15 protein-coding genes are annotated in these 18,967 nt (G+C 65.8%); 6 read left to right on the forward strand and 9 right to left on the reverse strand.

Translation table 11 applies throughout. The features are described 5' to 3' along the window. Positions 1–298 precede the first annotated feature (298 nt). From RBB39_RS04390 to RBB39_RS04425, 8 genes are all read right to left on the reverse strand, one after another. On the reverse strand, positions 299–535 hold the full coding sequence (locus RBB39_RS04390) for a DUF2789 domain-containing protein (RefSeq protein WP_045994332.1): 237 nt from the start codon (positions 533–535) through the stop codon (positions 299–301). 98 nt (positions 536–633) lie between these two features. Continuing rightward, positions 634–1,680, reverse strand: coding sequence for an asparaginase (locus tag RBB39_RS04395; protein ID WP_045994331.1), 1,047 nt, complete (start codon positions 1,678–1,680; stop codon positions 634–636). A gap of 43 nt (positions 1,681–1,723) precedes the next feature. Next, the gene (locus RBB39_RS04400) at positions 1,724–2,953 is read right to left on the reverse strand and encodes an MFS transporter (RefSeq protein ID WP_045994330.1); all 1,230 of its coding nucleotides are present in this window, start codon (positions 2,951–2,953) and stop codon (positions 1,724–1,726) included. Positions 2,954–3,035: 82 nt separating this feature from the next. Then, positions 3,036–3,536 carry a hypothetical protein gene (locus RBB39_RS04405; protein ID WP_045994329.1) on the reverse strand — a complete coding sequence of 167 codons (501 nt, stop codon included), beginning with the start codon at positions 3,534–3,536 and terminating at the stop codon, positions 3,036–3,038. Positions 3,537–3,631: 95 nt separating this feature from the next. After that, entirely contained in the window at positions 3,632–4,978 is a 1,347-nt protein-coding gene (locus RBB39_RS04410; RefSeq protein ID WP_045994328.1) for a DEAD/DEAH box helicase, read from the reverse strand. A gap of 218 nt (positions 4,979–5,196) precedes the next feature. Further along, on the reverse strand, positions 5,197–5,778 hold the full coding sequence (locus tag RBB39_RS04415) for a membrane integrity-associated transporter subunit PqiC (protein ID WP_045994327.1): 582 nt from the start codon (positions 5,776–5,778) through the stop codon (positions 5,197–5,199). Positions 5,779–5,860: 82 nt separating this feature from the next. After that, positions 5,861–7,549: an intermembrane transport protein PqiB gene (pqiB, locus tag RBB39_RS04420; protein ID WP_083970576.1), complete on the reverse strand. Its 1,689-nt coding sequence runs from the start codon at positions 7,547–7,549 to the stop codon at positions 5,861–5,863. Then, positions 7,546–8,985, reverse strand: a complete 1,440-nt coding sequence (locus tag RBB39_RS04425) for a paraquat-inducible protein A (protein ID WP_071211148.1) — start codon at positions 8,983–8,985, stop codon at positions 7,546–7,548. The genes pqiB and RBB39_RS04425 overlap by 4 nt, the downstream gene beginning before the upstream one ends. 170 nt (positions 8,986–9,155) lie before the next feature. Between RBB39_RS04425 and RBB39_RS04430 the strand changes: the two genes are divergently transcribed. From RBB39_RS04430 to RBB39_RS04455, 6 genes are all read left to right on the forward strand, one after another. Next, positions 9,156–10,145 (forward strand): calcium/sodium antiporter, encoded by a 990-nt coding sequence (locus tag RBB39_RS04430; protein ID WP_045994326.1) that lies wholly within the window; start codon positions 9,156–9,158, stop codon positions 10,143–10,145. 306 nt (positions 10,146–10,451) lie between these two features. Beyond that, complete coding sequence (locus RBB39_RS04435; protein WP_108133772.1) at positions 10,452–11,861, forward strand: cytochrome ubiquinol oxidase subunit I; 1,410 nt, start codon at positions 10,452–10,454, stop codon at positions 11,859–11,861. A gap of 4 nt (positions 11,862–11,865) precedes the next feature. Beyond that, entirely contained in the window at positions 11,866–12,864 is a 999-nt protein-coding gene (gene cydB / locus RBB39_RS04440) for a cytochrome d ubiquinol oxidase subunit II (protein WP_045994324.1), read from the forward strand. A 115-nt stretch (positions 12,865–12,979) separates the two neighbouring features. After that, positions 12,980–14,644: a thiol reductant ABC exporter subunit CydD gene (gene cydD, locus RBB39_RS04445; RefSeq protein ID WP_306168855.1), complete on the forward strand. Its 1,665-nt coding sequence runs from the start codon at positions 12,980–12,982 to the stop codon at positions 14,642–14,644. Beyond that, complete coding sequence (gene cydC / locus RBB39_RS04450; RefSeq protein WP_045994322.1) at positions 14,628–16,430, forward strand: thiol reductant ABC exporter subunit CydC; 1,803 nt, start codon at positions 14,628–14,630, stop codon at positions 16,428–16,430. The genes cydD and cydC overlap by 17 nt, the downstream gene beginning before the upstream one ends. 47 nt (positions 16,431–16,477) lie before the next feature. Next, positions 16,478–17,473 (forward strand): adenosine deaminase, encoded by a 996-nt coding sequence (locus RBB39_RS04455; RefSeq protein ID WP_045994321.1) that lies wholly within the window; start codon positions 16,478–16,480, stop codon positions 17,471–17,473. 90 nt (positions 17,474–17,563) lie between these two features. Here RBB39_RS04455 and RBB39_RS04460 read toward each other — a convergent pair whose 3' ends face one another. Then, positions 17,564–18,526, reverse strand: a complete 963-nt coding sequence (locus RBB39_RS04460; RefSeq protein WP_045994340.1) for a cytochrome-c peroxidase — start codon at positions 18,524–18,526, stop codon at positions 17,564–17,566. Positions 18,527–18,967: the final 441 nt, after the last annotated feature.

Consider the following 18,967-nt stretch of genomic DNA (forward strand, 5'->3'; position numbering starts at 1 on the left):
ATCGATTGTCGTTGTGCGATTGGTGTCAGGGCCGATCCATCGGCCTGATAGTGGCGCGAGCCGCCGACATCAGCGGCTCGCGCAGCTTGTAAAGGACTTGTCCGAAGAGTCGACGAGCGCAGCTACTTTTCAGACGAGCGCCAGGCTTTATACGAAAAGTCGACGAGCGATGGTTAGACAAGGCAAAAATCGGTGAGAAAGCGCAGTTTACGAGGTGTAAATGAGCGTCTTGACCCGATTTTTAACGCCGTATTACCAAGCGCAGGCACTTTTCGCACAAGCCCTTTTCACACAAGCCCTAGGGTTTGCGCAGTGAAGCGTCCAGATGATCGACTACCTCGGCCCAGTCGGCATCGGCCTCGATGGCTTCGCGCAGAAATTCCGACTGTCCCTCATTCCAGCAGGCCGCATCGGGCAGTTCGACCCCCTCCGGAATCGGCGAGTTGCGATCGATGAATCGTTTGATGGCTTCCGGCTCGGAAGCCAGGCCCAGCTGTTCAAACAACTCGCTGAAGGGATGATCCGGGTGTTCCATGAGCAACTCCTTGTCATGACGGGGACTCCCTAACCTTACTCCATCATGGCCCCTTGAGTGTCAATAGAGCATAAAATTGCTCTGTGACCTGCGGGATGTCAACCTCGTTCTCCGACCAGCGGGGTTCGAAACAGCCGACGTCTCTGTTCCAGCGAGAGGGGCAGCGACAGCAGATGCACCAGTTTGGTATAGGCCGACTCAGGGGTCATGTCGTCGCCGGATACCACCTCGGCGTCGGCCAGCATCTTGCCGGCAGCGTAGTGTCCGATGTCGATGGTGCCGTGTGGGCATTGGCTGATCGCGACCAGTAGCTTGCCCTGGCCGCTGGCCTCTGCCAGCACGGCGCCAAGCTCGGGGTCGTCAGGTACATTGCCGCCGCCCCACACCTCGATCAGGGCGCCCTTGACGCGGTCATCACCCAGCCAGGCCGCCAGCTGCCAGGGTTGAATGCCCGGCCACAGGACCACCCGCACCACCTGCTCCCCCAGGCCATGATAGTCGCCGAGCTCGTAGCGGGGTGCGCCGCGCTGCGTAGCCTCGAGGCTGTGCTCGCGATGCAGCCGGAAGTCGTTGCCGTGGCGCTTCCCCAGCAGGTCAAGGTTGGGGCTTTCGAAGGCATTCGGCTCGCGAGTGTGCCACTTGCGAGCCCGGCTGCCCCGCAGCAGCTTGTCACCAAAGCTCACCGCCACTTCCTGCAATTCAGGCATGGCGGCGTAGCGCAGCGCGCTCTCGAGATTGTACAGGGCGTCACTGTGCTGCTGGGCCAGCGGCGCCATGGAGCCGGTCACCACCACCGGGCGATCGATGCCCTGAAGCTGGTAGGCCAGGCTCGAGGCGGTCCAGGCCAGGGTGTCGGTGCCGTGCAGCACGACCACGCCGCGATGGCGATTGGCCTGCTCGGCGACAAGCGCGGCCAGCCGGGCCCAGTCCTCGGGACGGGCGCCGCTGGAGTCGATGGGTTGGTCGACCTCGATCCAGGTAAAGGGTGGCAGAGCGGTTCGGCGATCGTCGGGTAGTGTGGCCAGGGCGTCGCGCACCCGGGCTTCCATGTCGGGGCCGGGGGCGAGGCCTGAGGGGGTCTCGATCATGCCGATGGTGCCGCCGGCGTAGATCACCAGCACCGGGTCCAGGGGTGAGTGGGTCATGGGTGGGCTTCCTGCACAAGGAGTGAAGACACGAGTGACAGTATCAGCGTGAGCCTCGGCGAGGCGCGCAGCGGGTGATGACGTTATCGTCGGCGTCGAAGCAGAGCTGACGCTGACGACCGGCGAACCAGGCGAAACTGGCGGCGGCGGCGGCGATCCCCATCAACAGCCAGGCGATGGCGGTGATCGGTGCCTGCAGGTCAAGCATGATGCCGACGCTCAAGGGGCCCAGGGCGGCCAGGGCATAGCCGCCACCCTGGGCCAGTCCGGACAGGCGGCCTGCCAGACGCGAATCTGCGCTGCGCAGCACGATCAGGGTCAGCGCCAGGGAGAAGTTGCCGCCCTGGCCGAGCCCCAGCAGCAGTGCGCCGAGGTAGCGCAGGGAGGTGTCGGCCATCAACAGGATCCACAGGCCGCTGGCGGTGCTGGCGAGGACCAGCAGCAGCGCCGGGCGCTGATCGCGACCGAAGCGGGCCAGCCAGGGTGCCAGCAGCGCAGAAATCAGCTGGACCATCACCGACATGCCCATCAACAGGCCGGCCTCTGCCTCGCCGATGCCGCGCTGCATCAACAGCGTCGGCAGCCAGCCGAAGACGATGTAGGCCAGCGACGATTGGGTGCCCATCAATAGCGCCACCTGCCAGGCCAGGGGCTGGCGCAGCAGGCCACGGGTCATGCCGGTGCCGGGGTCACCCGCCATCCGCGGGGTAGCGGCGGTGCGCGGCATGTAAAGCTCCCAGGCGATCAGCGCCGCCATGGCCAGCAGCGACCAGGCCGCCAGACTGCGTGTCCAGCCACCCAGCAGGTCGCTCAGGGGAATCGCCAGACCGGCACCCAGGGCGCCACCCAGACACAGGGCCATGGTGTAGACCCCGGTCATCAGGTCGGCGCCCCGGGGCAGCTCGCGCTTGACCAGCGCCGGTAGCAGGGCGCCCGATACACCGATACCGGCACCCACCAGCAGGGTGCCGGCGTAGAGCGCGAGGGGACTTCCCTGCCAGCGCAGCAGCAGACCGCTGGTGATGACCACCAGACCCAGCGACAAGGCGCGTTCCGGGCCGTACTGGCGCGACAGGCGGGGCGCCAGCGGAGCGAACAGCCCCAGGCACAGCACCGGCAGGGTGGTCAGGGCACCGATGGCGCTGGGGGACAGGCCGGTATCCTGCTGCACACGGGCGAGCAGCGGGGCAAGCGAAGAGAGTGCCGGTCTCAGGTTGAGGCCGACCAGTACCATCAGCACCAGAAAGCGCCAGGGCAGGGACGTGACCTTCATCGGGGGCTCCAGCGGGTGGACCACCGCAGCGGGGAAGGCGCGCCGCCGGAGGCGCAGGCCCCGCGGACGGCGGCCGATACGGTTATTTCAGGAAGCGACGCAGATCGCCACGCACCTGATCATTGAAGGTCAGGAACTGGCTGTGGCGATCGCCGTCTACGCCATCGATGCGCACGGCCGTGGCCATGCCCTTGTCGACCAGCAGCTGGTCGTAGATCTCCAGGGTGATCTTTTCGACCGGGGTGTCGCCGGGGGCGCACTGGCCATTCTCCAGGCGGAAGGTCTCGAGCAGGCTGGCGCGTACGCGAGTGGCACCGCCTTCGGCCAGCACGCGACGCACGAACATCCAGCCTTCGCAGGTCAGCGCCACGCCGTCATGGTCGCGCAGGTAGAGGGTGCGATAGCAGGCCCCCTGCTCGGCGCCTTTCTCTGCCATGCTGCGGTAGGCCTCGGTCATGCGAGCGGCACTGACCCGCGCCTCGTCGATCTTGGTCTGGGCGCCGCGATGCTCGTTGTCGAGTTGCGCCTGCTTCTGGAAGGCCCGGAAGCGGCGATATTCCTTGATCAGTTCTGGAGATGCCATATCGCTGTCCTGCTGAGATGGAAGGGGGCGGCAAGCCGCCCCCTGGATTGCTCTTGTCTAGCCGCTCGGGGCTATGCCTGAGGCGATGCTCGAGCTTATGCCTGTCCCTGGCGGTTGCCCTGGCCGGAGCCCCTGCGCCTGCGACGTGCAGGCTGCTCGCCATTGCCGTTGCGGGCATTGCCGCCGCCACCGCCACCGTCACCACGTCGTCCGTTGCCGCGCTGGGAGCTATTGTTGCCACCCTGGCTGCGGCGCTGACCACCACCGCGCTTGTTGCGGCCGTTCTCGATGGGCTCCGGCTTGGCGTTGGGGTCAGGCTCGAAGCCCGGCTCGATGCGCTTCTCGAGGTCACGCTTGATCATGCGCTCGATGTTCTTCAGCAAGCCATGTTCATCGACGCACACCAGCGAGATGGCCTGGCCTTCGTTGCCGGCACGGCCGGTACGACCGATGCGGTGGACGTAGTCCTCGGCGACGTTGGGCAGCTCGAAGTTGACCACGTGGGGCAGTTCGTCGATGTCGAGACCACGGGCGGCGATGTCGGTGGCCACCAGAACCTGCAGCTCGCCGGCCTTGAACGCCGCCAAGGCGCGGGTACGGGCTGACTGGCTCTTGTTGCCGTGGATCGCCATGGCAGAGATGTCGCGCTTGTCGAGGTGCTCGGCCAGGCGGTTGGCGCCGTGCTTGGTGCGAGTGAACACCAGCACCTGGAACCAGCGTTGGCTAGTGATCAGGTGTGACAGCAGCTCGCGCTTGCGTTCCCGGTCCACTCGGTAGACGGCCTGGTCGACGGTCTCGGCAGTGGTATTGCGGCGTGCGACCTCGATCATCTCCGGGCGGTCGAGCAGCTTGTCGGCCAGCGCCTGGATCTCGCTGGAGAAGGTCGCCGAGAACAGCAGATTCTGACGCTTCTCGGGCAACAGCTTCAGCACACGGCGGATGTCGTGGATAAAGCCCATGTCGAGCATGCGGTCGGCTTCGTCGAGCACCAGGATCTCGACGCTCGACAGATCCACGTGGCCCTGCTGGTGCAGGTCGAGCAGGCGGCCAGGCGTTGCCACCAGCACATCGAGACCGGGCCGCAGGGCGTCGATCTGGGGCTGCTGGCCGACGCCACCGAAGATCACGTGGTGACGCAGTGACAGGTGCTGACCGTAGTCGCGCACGCTCTCGCCGACCTGGGCGGCGAGTTCACGGGTGGGCGTGAGCACCAGGGCGCGGACCTGGCGCTTGGAGGGGCGAGGGCCATCGGCCAGGCGCTGCAGCATCGGCAGGGTAAAGCCCGCTGTCTTGCCGGTGCCGGTCTGGGCACTGGCCAGCAGGTCACCACCCTTGAGTACCGCGGGGATGGCCTGACGCTGAATCGGAGTCGGGGTGTCATAGCCTTGCGCCGTGACGGCGCGAAGCAATTCGGCACGCAGGCCGAGATCGGAAAAACTCATGCAAACTCCAGCACGCACGCACTCGCTGGACGCCACCGTTCTGATGGCGTCGGTCCCGGACAAGGCGTGGGGAAAAATTCGGTGACCGCTCTAGCGGGGGACCCCCGTCACCGTTGCGGGCATGATGCCAGATTTGCCGGCCCGGCGCATCGGCGGGGGTGAAAAGAAGTCGGGCCGGCAGAACCTTGATGAGGGGCGGGGAGGCGTTGTCGAGACGCTCAGGGGGCGACACGGACCCGGGCGGCGATATCATCGGCCACCTGATCCCAGGTGCGCCCCAGCGCCCGTACCAGTGCCGAATAGCCGTCGCTGTCCAGCGACTCGGTGGCCTCGAAGCTGTCGCTGTCCACCACCTTGCGCTGGCCGTCACGCAACAGCCACTGACCAGAAGCCACGGCGTAGCCGTCGTAGTGGCCCTGGAAGCGGTCGACGCTCAATTCCAGCGTCAGGGCGTTGCCACTGTCGCCGGACAGCAGCACCCGGCGTCCAGGCAGCCTGGCCTCCAGGCGGTCGCGCAGGCCGCGTTCGAGTTGCTGTGCCAGCGGTGCCGCCCATTGGTGGGACTTGGCCTCGTTCAGCGAGATGTCGTCGAGCTGAAGGACGATGCCTTCGGCCTCGAGGTAGTTGGCGAGCCTGGGTGTGGACACCAGCAACGGCGTTTCGTCGGCGCTGGGGACCCGGGCATCGCTGCTGCCTGCATCCGAGGGCAGCACGTAGTGGTTCATGGGGGCGGTGCCGCTGGCGCAGCCGCCCAGCCACAGCGCCAGCAGGGGAACACACAGGCGATGTATCGGCCTCATGGAGAACTCCTTTCCGGTGAGGTCAGTGTTGTCGATGCTTCCGTCTATCCCGCCCGAGTCCGCAGACTCGGGCGGGAGGCGATCAGCGCGGTGCCCGCGGGATCGGGTCCTCGGTCTGGATGCTGTCGAACAGCAGCGCGCGGGGATCGTCGCTGATCTTGCGAGCGGCCGGCTGCAGGTCACGCACCAGGCGTTCGACCTCGTTGAGGGTGCGGGTCAGGTCCTGGTAGACGCTGGATTCCGGCGACAGCCCGTCGAGGGTGCGGCGCAGCTCGACCAGGGTCTGGTTGAGGTTGCCGGGCAAGCCCTGGGTCTCGGGGTTGTCGAGCAGACTGTTCATGCTCTGCACCAGTGAGCGGGCCTGGGTCAGCATCGCCTCTGAGACCTGAAGGTTGCGGTCGAGTCCCGACAGGATAGGCTCGATCTCGAGGCGGTTGAGCTTGTCGAGCAGGGCGGTGACCTGGGCCTGGATCTGGGCAAGGCCAGCCGAGGCGGTGGGGAACACCGGGCGGTCGGCGAAGGTCTCGGCCAGATACTGGCCCTGCAGCTCTTCGTCGATCTTGAGGTCGACGAACAGCGCCCCGGTCAACAGGCTGCCGCTCTTGAGGGTCGCGCGCAGGCCACGCTCGAACAGACGGTCGAAGCGCTCACGCCACTCCTGCAGATCCAGTTCGTTGGCGCCGATGCCCAGACGCTGGGGTTCGATGCGGATCAGCACCGGGATGGCCAGCTTGTCGCGGTTTTCCGGCTGGGGCGAGGTGAAGTTCCAGGGGACGGCCGCCACGGTACCGATGCGCACGCCACGGAATTCCACCGGGGCGCCGCGGGACAGGCCGCGTACCGTATCCTCGTTGAGCAGCACGTACTCGAGATAGCGATTGAAGGTACCCTGGCGGGCGGCCTCCTCATCGGCATAGAGTTCGTAGGTGGCGTCCTCTTCCGCCTCCTTGCCGGCGGGAACATCGTCGGGCACGCCAAAGGTGACGCCGCCGCCGAGCAGCGCTTCCAGCGACTCGACCTGCACCTGGAAGCCGTCGGAACCGAAGCGCACGTCGATGCCGCTGGTAGCCCAGAAACGGGTGTTCTCGGTGACCAGGGTGTCGTAGGGGCTCTCGATGAAGATGCGGTGGTGCATGCTCTGGGTGGAGACATCGAAGTCGGCCTCCTCGACGCGTCCGACGCTGACCCCCTGGAAGGTGACGGCGTCGCCGACGCTGAGCGAGTTGCCGACCTGGCTGACCAGGTTGAGGCGGAGTCCCTGGGCGCCAGGTGGTGCCACCGGAGGCTGGTCGCTGACGTCGAATTCGCGGGCATCCACCTCGCTCTGACCCGGCTCGAGCTGGATATAGGCACCGGAGAGAACGGTGCCGAGTCCGCTGATACCCTCGCGCCCGATGCGCGGCTTGACCACCCAGAAATGGGTGTCCTCGACCAGCATCTTCTCGGCCTGGGGTTCCATCTGAGCGGTGATCTCGACGCCGGAGAGATCGTCGCTGAGTGCTACCGAGGTGACCTTGCCGACCTCCACGTTACGGGTCTTGATCAACGTCTTGCCGGCCTCGATGCCGTCGGCGGATGGCAGGTGCAGAGCGATCTGGGGGCCGCGGCTGGCGTAGTTGTCGTAGACCAGCCAGGCGCCGATCAGCAGTGCCACAAAGGGCACGATCCACACCGGCGACAGCCGTTTCTGCTGGGTCGGCGCGGCGCGGTGCATGTCCTTGCTGGACGGCGCTGGCGGGTTGTCGGGGTGGCGCTTATCGGCGTCACTCATGGTGTGCTTCCTTGTTCATCCGGCGCAGTGCGATGGGGTGAAGGGGCGGCGTCGGACGCCAGGCCCGAGTGGTCGCCGTGCAACCCGTCATTATCCGGGGAGTCCATCGGGTTGCAGGGATCCTCGCTGCCGTCCCACAGCAGGCGAGGCTCAAAACTCATGGCCGCCAGCATGGTGATGATCACCACGCCACCGAAGGCCAGCGCAGCGGGGCCTGGATCGATCGACATCAGCGCACCGGCGCGGATCAGGGCCACCAGGATGGCTACCACGAAGACGTCGACCATCGACCAGCGTCCGATCAGTTCGGTCAATCGGTAGAGCCGCGCTCGCACCACCGAGCGCATGCCCGGTGCCCGCGGCGCCACCAGGCACAGCCAGACCAGCGCCAGCAGCTTGCCGATGGGCACGATGACGCTGGCCACGAAGATCACCAGCGCCACCGGCCAGGACCCGTGACTGACCAGGTAGATGACGCCGCCGATGATGGTCTGCGGGTCCGAGCTGCCGAGGCTGGTGGTGTACATGATGGGATAGACATTGGCGGGGATATAGAGCACTGCGGCGGTGAACAGCAGCGCCCAGGTGGTCTGCAGGCTGCGCGGCCGGCGGGCGTGCAGCTTCTCGCTGCAGCGCACGCAACGGCCATGGCCCTCGCTGTCCAGGCAGTTGATCAGCCCGCAGGTGGGGCAGCCGGTGAGCCCCTGGGAAGCCGCGGTCTCGCCGGTGCGGGTGCCCTCCGGTGCCAGAGGCTCGCCGCTGAGCGAGAACCACAGCCAGTCCTTGTCCAGTGACAGGGTCGTCGCCAGCAGCAGGATGGCGTAGGCGATAAAGGCCCAGAACGACGGTCCGAGGGAAATTTCGGCAAGTCCCGCCACCTTGATCAGCGCCACCATGGTGCCGACGATAAAGACATCGGCCATCAGCCAAGGCGCGATATGGGAAAGTCCGCGGGCCAGGGTGCGGCTATAGGGCAGACGGCGGGGCAGCATCAGGCTGATCTGCAGCCACACCACCGTCAGCAGATAGATCGCCGGCAACACGATGATCGACATCAGCACCACCATGGCGACGATGGGCTGGTGATGCTCGAGCATCTGGGTGGCGGTCTGGGCCACTTCTATTTCGTTGCCGACGCCACGCGTACTGAAGCCGATAAACGGAAAGGACAGGGCCAGCGCCAATGCCACCAGCGATGCCAGCGACAGCGCCAGGCTGCGCTGGGCGGGGAAGGCGTGACGCTTGACCAGGTCGTGACCACAGCGGACACAGTCCGCTTCTTCACCGGGACGCAGCGGCGGCAGCGCCATGATCCAGTCGCACTCGTGACAGGCACGCAGGCGCCGGCGCGACCTGATGCGCACCTCGGGGGGAGGATGCTGGGTGACGGAGGCGTTGCGGATCCGTTCCAGGGGGCCACGTACGGGGGTCGTCACAGTGGTGGGGGGACTCCGGTCTTGAAAGAGGGTTCTGTTCGTCTGCATTTCGTCGCGAATCAGGCGCTGATGGCTTAACAAGCTGATCCTGCGAATTAAATAGTGTGGCACGTTGACGTGGGTGACACCATAGACAAAGATGCGACCGATATCATGGGTGAGGAGTTGACATGTTGCTTCCCGTTTTGGCGGTTCTGGGTGGCCTGGTGGTACTGGTGTGGAGCGCCGAGCGCTTTGTCGAAGGCGCCGCGGCCACCGCTGCGCGGCTGGGACTGTCGCCCTTGCTGGTGGGCATGCTGGTCATCGGCTTCGGGACCTCGGCACCGGAATTGACGGTGTCGGCGCTGTCTGCGGCACAGGGCAACCCGGGGCTGGCACTCGGTAACGCCTATGGCTCGAATATCGCCAACATCGGCCTGATCCTGGGGCTGGTGGCGCTGATCTCCCCGCTGGCGGTGCATTCATCGGTGATTCGGCGCGAGTTGCCGGTGCTCGGTGCCGCCACCCTGGTGTCGGCGTTGATGATGTGGGGCGGGCTTATCTCCCGGCTGGAGGGCGCGCTGCTGCTGCTGGCGCTGCTGGTGTTCATGGTCGCAAGCGTGATCCAGAGCCGGCGCGAGGAAGCCGCCGCCAGGGCGGACGCCCTGGCCACCGATACCGTGCAGGAACTCGATGCTCACCCCATGTCGCTGGGCAAGGGCATCTTCCTTACTCTGCTGGGCCTGGCCCTGCTGGTCGTCAGTTCCCGGCTGCTGGTGTGGGGCGCGGTGGATATCGCCCAGGGTCTCGGGGTGTCCGACGTCATCATCGGGCTGACCGTGGTCGCCATCGGCACATCGCTGCCGGAACTGGCCTCGTCCATCAGTGCCCTGCGTCGCAAGGAGCATGATCTGGTGCTGGGCAACGTGGTCGGCTCCAACCTGTTCAACACCCTGGGGGTGGTGGGGCTGGCCGCCGTCATCGCGCCGATCGAGGCCGAGCGTGAGGTGCTGATGCGAGACTGGTCGTTGATGACCGCCATGACCCTGATGATGGCGGTGTTCGCGTTGGGCTGGAAGGGCCGGGCGGGGCGTATCAATCGGTTCGAGGGTGGCGTCCTGGTCGCCGTCTACCTGGCCTACACCGCCTATCTGGTATCGCTGGTGCTGGGGCAGTCATGACCTGACACCTGGCTAAGTGCCCTTGTCACGGCAAAGGCAAGGCTGGTGGGCGCACAAATGGGTACGTAATCGGCCATGGGTGCGTGCGACAATTGGCCATGGGACAGAGGCCTGCGGGACCTCTATGCTGGGGGCAAGCGGGATCGAAGATGCATGATTGTGCATAGATAGATTGCCAGGCTAGCCGAGCAAGGCTGCGCTCTATCGATTCGATTCCGCTCGGGTTCGATGCTGTCCTGCCAGGGTCGGGTTGTGTTCCCGAGGCAGGGCGGTGCCGTCGGTCATCCCTGCCTCGAGGAGTCGCTCATGGAACTGGATCCCGTGCTTCTGTCACGTATACAGTTCGCCTTCGTCGTATCCTTCCACGCCATCTTCCCCGTCTTTACCATAGGGCTGGCGTCCTATGTCGCTGTCCTGCATGGACTCTTCTACAAGACCGGCAATCCCGCCTGGGATCGACTGGCCGCCTTCTGGGTCAAGGTCTTCGCCGTGGTCTTCGGCATGGGCGTGGTCTCTGGGATCGTCATGGCCTTCCAGTTCGGAACCAACTGGAGCAACTTCAGTCAGGCGACGTCCAACTTCCTCGGCCCCATGCTGAGTTATGAGGTGGTCACCGCCTTCTTCCTGGAAGCCGGCTTCCTCGGGGTGCTGCTGTTTGGGCGTGGCAAGGTGGCCGAGGGGGTTCACCTGTTCGCCGCCATCATGGTCGCGGTGGGCACCTTCATCTCGGCCTTCTGGATCCTGTCCACCAATAGCTGGATGCAGACCCCCGCCGGGGTGGAAATGATCGACGGCCACTTCAGCGTCACCAGTTGGGGCGAGGCCATGTTCAATGCCTCCTTCCCTTATCGCTTTGCCCACATGGCGCTGGCTTCCTTCCTGACCGGCGGCTTCGTGGTGGCCGGCGTCAGCGCCTGGTATCTGCTGATCGGTCGCGACGTCGAGGCCAACCGCAAGGCCCTGTCCATGTGCATGTGGCTGTTGCTGGTGCTGGCGCCGGTACAGGCGGTGGTTGGCGACGCCCACGGTCTCAATACGCTTGAGCATCAGCCGACCAAGGTGGCGGCGATGGAGGCAAACTGGGAGACCCAGTCCGGGGTGCCGCTGCTGCTGTTCGCCTGGCCGGACAAGGAGGCCCAGGAAAATCACTTCGAGATCGGCATTCCGCGCCTGGCCAGCCTGATCCTGACCCATGACCTGGACGGCGAGGTACCCGGGCTCAAGGAGGTCCCGGTAGAGGAGCAACCACCGGTGTGGTTCGTGTTCTGGTCATTCCGCGCCATGGTCGGCATGGGCATGCTGATGATCGCGGTGGCCTTCACCGGCCTGTGGTTGCGCCGTGGCGGTCGTCTGTACAAGAGTCGCCCCTTCCTGCAGACGCTGAGGCTGATGAGCGTGGCGCCCTTTATCGCGGTGCTGGGCGGCTGGTTCGTCACCGAAGCGGGCCGCGCGCCCTGGCTGGTGTACGGCATGATGACCCAGGCCGAGGGGGTGACGCCGTCGCTCAGTGGCTGGATGGTGCTCGCCACCCTGATCGGCTACGTGCTGGTCTACGCGGTGGTGTTCCTGACCGGGGGCTACTACCTCACCCGGGTGGTGCGCCAGGGCATGCTGGCCGAGGAGCCCCACGACGACGAGGTCGAGACGGCCAAGCGACCGCTGTCCGCCGCCCACGCCACCCTCGAGGCCGACGCCGGCCGCCAGTTCGGGAGTTGATGACATGGAATTGATCAACCTTTCTGCCATCTGGGCCCTGATCATCGGGTTCGGCGTGATGATGTACATCCTGATGGATGGCTTCGATCTCGGGGTGGGTATCCTCTACCCCTTCGCCCCGGACGAGCACGCCCGGGATGTGATGATGAACTCGGTAGCGCCGATATGGGACGGTAACGAGACCTGGCTGGTGCTCGGCGGGGCGGGACTTCTGGCGGCCTTTCCGCTGGTCTACACCATCCTGCTGCCGGCGCTCTATCTTGGGGTCTTCCTGATGTTGGCCGGCCTGATCTTCCGTGGCATCGCCTTCGAGTTCCGCTTCAAGTCGGTTCGTAATCGTCACTGGTGGAACCGCGCCTTCTGCTGGGGCTCGATGGTCGCCACCTTCTGTCAGGGGGTCGTGGTCGGCGCCTACATCGAGGGCTTCGAGGTCGCCCACAATGTCTACGTGGGCGGTCCTTTCGACTGGCTGACGCCTTTCACCGTGATCACTGGCCTTGCACTGATGGCGGGCTATGCGCTGCTGGGGGCGACCTGGACGATTTTGAAGTCCGAGGGGCAGGTGCAGGAATGGGCCTACCGCATCACGCCCAGGCTGCTGGGACTGGTGCTGGCGGGCTTTGCCGTGATCAGTATCTGGACGCCGTTCGTCGACGACTTCGTGCGTGAGCGCTGGTTCGGCCACCTGACACTGTTCTGGGTGTTCCCGGCACTGGCGTTGCTGTGCGCCGCCATGGTGTGGCGTTCGGTGGCCCGTCGCCGTGAGGGCCAGCCGTTCGTGGCTACCCTGGGACTGTTCTTCTTCACCTACCTGGGGCTGGTGGCCAGCAAGTGGCCCTACCTGATCCCGCCGGACATCACCCTGTGGGATGCCGCCTCGGCTCCGGAGAGCCAGCTGTTTCTGCTGCTCGGGGTGCTGTTCGTGATCCCGGTGGTACTGGGCTACACCGCCTGGTCCTACTGGGTGTTCCGCGGCAAGGTAAGAGGGGGCGGCTATCACTAAGTCGTCTGGTGCTGAGTCGTCTCGTCCTGAGTCGTCTCGTTCTGAGTCGTCTCGCGGCGAGGCCACCAGGGCGCGGCTGTGGCTCGACCAGCACACCGGGGCTCAGCGTCGTCCGCTGACCCTGGCCGCGGCCTTCGCGGTGCTGGCAGGACTCGCGGGTGTGGTCCAATGGGTACTGCTGGCCAAGGTGCTGGTACTGGCGATCGAGGGTGAGCGTTCCCTGAGCCAGCTATGGCCCTGGCTTGTCTCTCTACTGGGGTTTCTGGCGCTGCGTGCCGGGGCTGGCTTTGCTCAGGAGTGTCTGGCCCAGCGAGCCAGCCAGCGCCTTCGCCGCGCGGTACGCCACGAGTTGCTCGAGCATCTGTTTGCGCTGGGACCGGTGCGTGCCGGTCGCCATCACAGTGCCGGGCTGGCCCATCGCCTTGTCGAGCAGGTCGAGGCACTGGACGGCTACACCTCACGTTTCTGGGTGCAACTTCGGGTGGTGATGGTGGTGCCGCTGGTCATCTTCGCCATCATCGCCTGGCACAACTGGCTGGCGGCGCTGCTGCTGGCGATCACCGCGCCGCTGATTCCCTTGTTCATGGCGCTGGTGGGCATGGGCGCCGAATCGCTCAATCGCGACCAGTTCGCGGCGGTGACGCGACTGTCCGGGCACTTCGTCGATCGGGTGCGGGGCATCGCCACCATTCGACTGTTCGGTGCCGGCGACAGGGTCACCGACGAGGTTGCCCAGGTCGCCGACGACTATCGCCGGCGCACCCTGAAGCCCTTGCGACTGGCCTTTCTGTCATCGGCGGTGCTCGAATTCTTCTCCTCGGTGGCGATTGCGGCGCTGGCTATCTACATCGGCTTTGGCCTGCTCGGGGACCTGCCGCTGGAGGTGGCCGATTCGCTGACGCTGGCCAGTGGCCTGACCATCCTGCTGCTGGCCCCGGAGTTCTTTCAGCCGCTGCGCACACTGTCCCAGCACTACCACGATCGTGCCTCGGCGCTGGCCGCCGCCCAGGCCCTGACGGAACTGCTCGATGAACCCATCGATCCGTCGCGAGTGTCGCCCGTCTCGGCGCCTGGCGCGACGGAAAGTCCCGCTTCTTCAGTGTTGTCCGGTGGCCAGCTTGTGCGGCTCGAAGGCGCCTGCCTGGATCACCCTGGGCGTGGCCGCGTGCTGGGTCCGCTGGACTTTCGGGTGGACGCCGGTGAAGTGGTGGTGATCAGCGGCCCATCGGGTGCCGGCAAGTCGAGCCTGTTGGCGATGCTCGCGGGGTTTGTCGGGCCTGGCGAGGGGGCGCGCCAATCGGCACCGGGCATCGCCTTCGCCTGGATGGACCAGCGCCCGCTGCTGATCCAGGGCAGCCTCGCCGACAATCTTCGCCTGACGGCGCCGAACGCTGGCGATGACGACCTGCGCACTGCGCTCGAGCAGGCGGGCCTTGAGCCGCTGGTCGCGGCTCTGCCCGAGGGACTCGATACCCGGATCGGCGAAAATGGCCTGGGCCTGTCCGGCGGGCAGGCCCAGCGCCTGGCGCTGGCGCGGGTGTTCCTGAGTGATGCCGCGCTGGTGCTACTGGACGAGCCGACGGCGAGTCTGGATCGAGAGACCGAAGCGGTACTGATTCGCGGCTTTCGGCGTCTGGCCGGCCAGGGCCGGGCGCTGGTCATCGCCAGCCATCACCCGGCCATCCTGGCGATGGGGGACCGGCGTGTGGAGCTGCTCGATGGGCGAGTCACCGCGAGTGGAAGAGAACAGCAAGAGGTGGCCGATGGCGTCGTCGACTGAGCGCACGGATACGGGATTCACTGCGGCGATTGCCAGTCTGCGTCCGTGGATCGAGGTGCATGCGTCGTTTCGTCGGCGCCTGGTGCTTGGCGTGGTGCTGATGGTGCTGACCGCGCTGTCGGCGCTGGGGCTGCTGGCGGTGTCGGGCTGGTTCATCACCGCCAGCGCCCTGACCGGCGCGGCCTTGGCGGCGGGTATGGCGGCGACCCTGGACGTCTACACTCCCGGGGCGGGCATTCGTCTGTTTGCGGTGTCCCGTACCGTGTCACGCTACGTCGAACGCCTCTACAACCACGACACCATCCTGCGACTGCTGGCACGCCTGAGGGCGCGCTGCTTCTCGGGCCTGGTGGCGATGGACGGCGCCAGCCTCGGGGCAAGGCGATCCGGCGACTGGCTCAACCGTCTGACCGCCGATATCGATACCCTGGACGCGCTTTACCTGCGACTGCTGGCGCCGGCGGCGATGGCGCTGGTGCTGGGGGCGGCGCTGGTAGCGTTGGTGGCGGTGTGGTTGCCCCAGGCCGCGCTGGTGCTGGGCGTCTTGCTGCTGTTCGGCTGGAGCTGGCTGACCCTCGGACAGGCCCGCCTGGGTCTGGCGGCCTGTCGTCGCCGCGTCGCCGGGCTGGAGCGACTGCGCTCGGCAATGATCGAAACCCTTGGCGGTCTGAGTGAACTCGAGGCCTACGGCGCGTTGGCGCGCAGCCGTGGCGAGCTTGAAGCCCTCGAGGACGAGCTGCTGGCGGCCCAGTGGCGACTGTCACTGATCACCGGGTTTGGCAATGTTCTGACGACGTTGGTGATGGGGGGCGCCTGGTGGCTTGTGTTGATCGGTGGCCTCGCCGCCTTCGGCAGCGGCCAGTTGGGCGCCGCCGTGCTGGTGATGCTGCCGTTGGCCTCGCTGGCCCTGGCCGAGGGGTTGGCAAGCTTGCCCGCCGCCTTCACCCAGGCCGGCGCGAGCCTCGCCGCCGCCGAGCGGCTCAATGCTATCGACCAGCAGCGTGCAGCGCCTGCAAACGTCTCAGACACCACCCGAGCTGTTGCAGTGCACGCTGCGCCTCGAAGCGGGACCGCCGAGTCTGGAGGGCTGGAGGTCTGTGCTACGTCGCTGAGTTTTCGTTATCCGCGGGCACTCGATCAGGCGCTGTCGCCCCTGAGCTTCCGGCTGGCGCCGGGGGAAAGGGCCGCGATTTGTGGCCCCTCCGGCAGTGGCAAGTCGACGCTGTTGGCGCTGCTTGCCGGGGAGCTGCGTGGCCACCAGGGTCGCTTGACCCTGGACGGCCAGGCGGTGGAAGCCCTGGACCCGCAGTGGTTGAGCAGCCAAGTGGGCTGTCTGAGCCAGCGGGTGGAGCTGTTCGACGCAAGCCTTGCCGAGAATCTGCGGCTGGGCGCCCCCGAGGCGAGCCCGGAGCGGCTGTGGCAGGCGCTTGTTGCGGTAGACCTGGCCGACTGGGCGCAGGGTCTGCCCGGCGGGCTCGAGACACGCGTGGGGGAAGGGGGGCGACAGCTTTCCGGCGGCCAGGCGCGACGTCTGGGTCTGGCGCGTCTGTGGCTGACCGATCCCGCCCTGGTGGTGCTCGATGAGCCTTTTGCCTCGCTGGATGCGGCCACCGCGCGGCGGGTGGCCGATGGCATCGGCCCCTGGCTGGCCGGACGCACGGTGCTCATGCTGGTGCACCATCATGATCCCGACTCGCCGTCACCCGGCATGGAGCACATCCCCAGGGTCATCGACATGGCGGTCGGTGCGCCATGGCAAGCCCGGGGCGAATGCGTCACCATGTGAAAGATGACACCTGATTTCTACGGTTCGATGCCACAGGGCCAGACACCATGACCGACGACTTTCTGACCCGCCTGCCCAAGGCGGAACTGCATCTGCACATCGAGGGTACGCTGGAGCCGGAGCTGATGTTTGCGCTGGCCGAGCGTAACGGGGTCAGCCTGCCTTACGCCGATATCGAGGCGGCCCGGCAGGCTTACGACTTCAGCGACCTGCAGTCCTTTCTCGATCTCTACTATCAGGGCATGAGCGTGCTGGTCCGTGCCCGGGACTTCGAGGACCTGGCGATGGACTACTTCCGGCGCGCCGCCGCCGAGGGGGTGGTGCATATCGAGATGCACGTGGACCCCCAGGCCCACCTGTCCCGTGGCGTGGCGCTGTCCGAGGTGATGGAAGGCCTGACGGCCGCCTGCGCCAAGGCCCGCTCCGAGCTGGATATTTCCACCGCCATGATCCTCGCCTTTCTGCGTGATCAGCCCGCCGCCGATGCCATGCAGCTGCTCGAGGACAGCACGCCCTGGCATGACCACTTCAGTGCCGTGGGGCTGGACAGCGCTGAGCGAGGCAATCCGCCGAGCAAGTTTCAGGAGGTCTTTGCCCGGGCGCGGGAGCTGGGCCTCGAGCGCGTGGCCCACGCAGGCGAGGAGGGGCCGCCGAGCTATATCCGCGAGGCGCTGGATGAGCTTCAGGTGTGTCGCATCGACCATGGCGTAAGGGCGATCGAGGACGTCGAGCTGATGGAGCGGCTGGCCGACGAAGGCACCGTGCTGACGGTGTGTCCGCTGTCCAATGTGCGCCTGAAAGTGGTGGAACGGCTCGAGGATCATGGTCTGCCGACGCTGATCGACGCTGGACTGGTGGTAACCATCAACTCCGATGACCCGGCTTACTTCGGCGGTGGCATGCGCGATAACTTCGCCGCCTGTCAGCGGGCCTTCGGCTGGTCCAACGAGACCCTCAAGTGGCTGGCCGGCAACGCCATCGAGGCGGCCTTCATGGATGAGGACAGGAGGCAGGCGCTGAGACAGCGGCTGGTCGCCGTCTAGGACTTGTTCGGAACGTCAAGCGCCGCCTTGCCCCTTGTCGGGGGAGGCGGCGCTGGCATGTTGCGGGGTGGTATTGGTGGCTGGGTTGGCTTAGGGCAGAGCGGGTACTGTCACGACCGGCTGCTCTCCTGTCAGGGCATGCAGGAAGCTGACCAACCGTTCGACGGTCGCTTCATCAAGCTCCCGCTTGAGCATCTGCTTGGCCATGATGGGCACGACGTCTTCAAGCGTCTTGGCCGAGCCGTCGTGAAAGTAGGGGTAGGTCAGGGCGACGTTGCGCAGTGACGCCGTCCTGAAGGCCTGGCGATCGCTTTCCTCGTTGGTGACCGCGAAGCGCCCGGGGTCATCCGATCCCGGCACCTGAATCGGATGGAACAGGCTGTCGCTGAAGTTGGCGCCGCGGTGACAGCTGATGCACCCGACGTCCACGAAGTCTTTCATGCCTGCCTTCTGCTGATCGGTCAGGGCAGCCTCGTCACCGAGCAGGTAGCGATCGAGCGGAGCGTTCGGCGTATTCAGCGTGCGCTCGAAGCTGGCGATGGCGTCGGCCAGGTTGCCGGAGGACAGCGGAGCCTCGTCATCGGGAAATGCCGTCTGGAAGTGATCGGAATAGCCGTCGACGGCGGAAAGGCGGGCAAGGGCGCCGTCCAGGTCGTGGGCCATCTCGATGCTGTTCTGGATGGGGCCTAGTGCCTGGCCTTCCAGGTCGGGTTCGCGACCATCCCAGAACTGTGAGCCAAGAAAACCCGAGTTGAGCACGGTGGGGGAGTTGCGTTCTCCCACCTGGCCATCGTGGCCGACCGCCGTCGGCAGCCGGTCCGTCCAGGCCAGGGCCGGGTTGTGACAGGAAGCGCAGCTGATGTTGCTGCTCTTCGACAGCCGGGGTTCGAAGAACAGCATCTTGCCAAGCGCTACCTTCTCAGCGGTGAGGCTGTTGTCGGCGGGGATGGGGGGAAGCGAGGGCAGAGGGGTGAAATACTGTCGATAGTCTTGTTGGTCTGCGGATTCGGTGTCTGATGTGGTTGCCGCCGATGCCTGGGAGGCGACGGCCATGCTGCAGGCGAGAAAGGTGCCAGTCAAAAAAGTGCTGGCCAAGAAAGTGCCGGCCAGAACAGGGGGAAGGTAGTTGGGCCAAGGTCGCATCATGTATTCCCTTCGTTGCGTCACGTCACGGTTTGCCGTCCAGGCGGGCGATCTGAGCCTGCCGCTGTCCGGCGACCGACAGCGGGAATCAGTAGCGGCACAGGTTGATGGCGAACCCTGATGCTCAAGGCGTGCTTCATGTCACCAGATGGCACTGAGGCTTGCCCGCGCTGGTGTTAGTAATAGGTGATCCTGTGTGGGCGGCGGCCGCTTTTCAGGCAACGGGCGGGGTGGAAGGTTGCTGAGGCATGATGTCGAAGCGAAAACGTCGGAATCTAAGGTGTTTTCGGCGTGATCGCCGACCGAGGCGAGGAAGAGGTTGAACAGGCCGACGCCGTTTCTTTCAACACA

Origin of the sequence: Halomonas sp. MMSF_3323, assembly GCF_030733595.1 — a bacterium.
Lineage (GTDB): Bacteria > Pseudomonadota > Gammaproteobacteria > Pseudomonadales > Halomonadaceae > Halomonas > Halomonas litopenaei.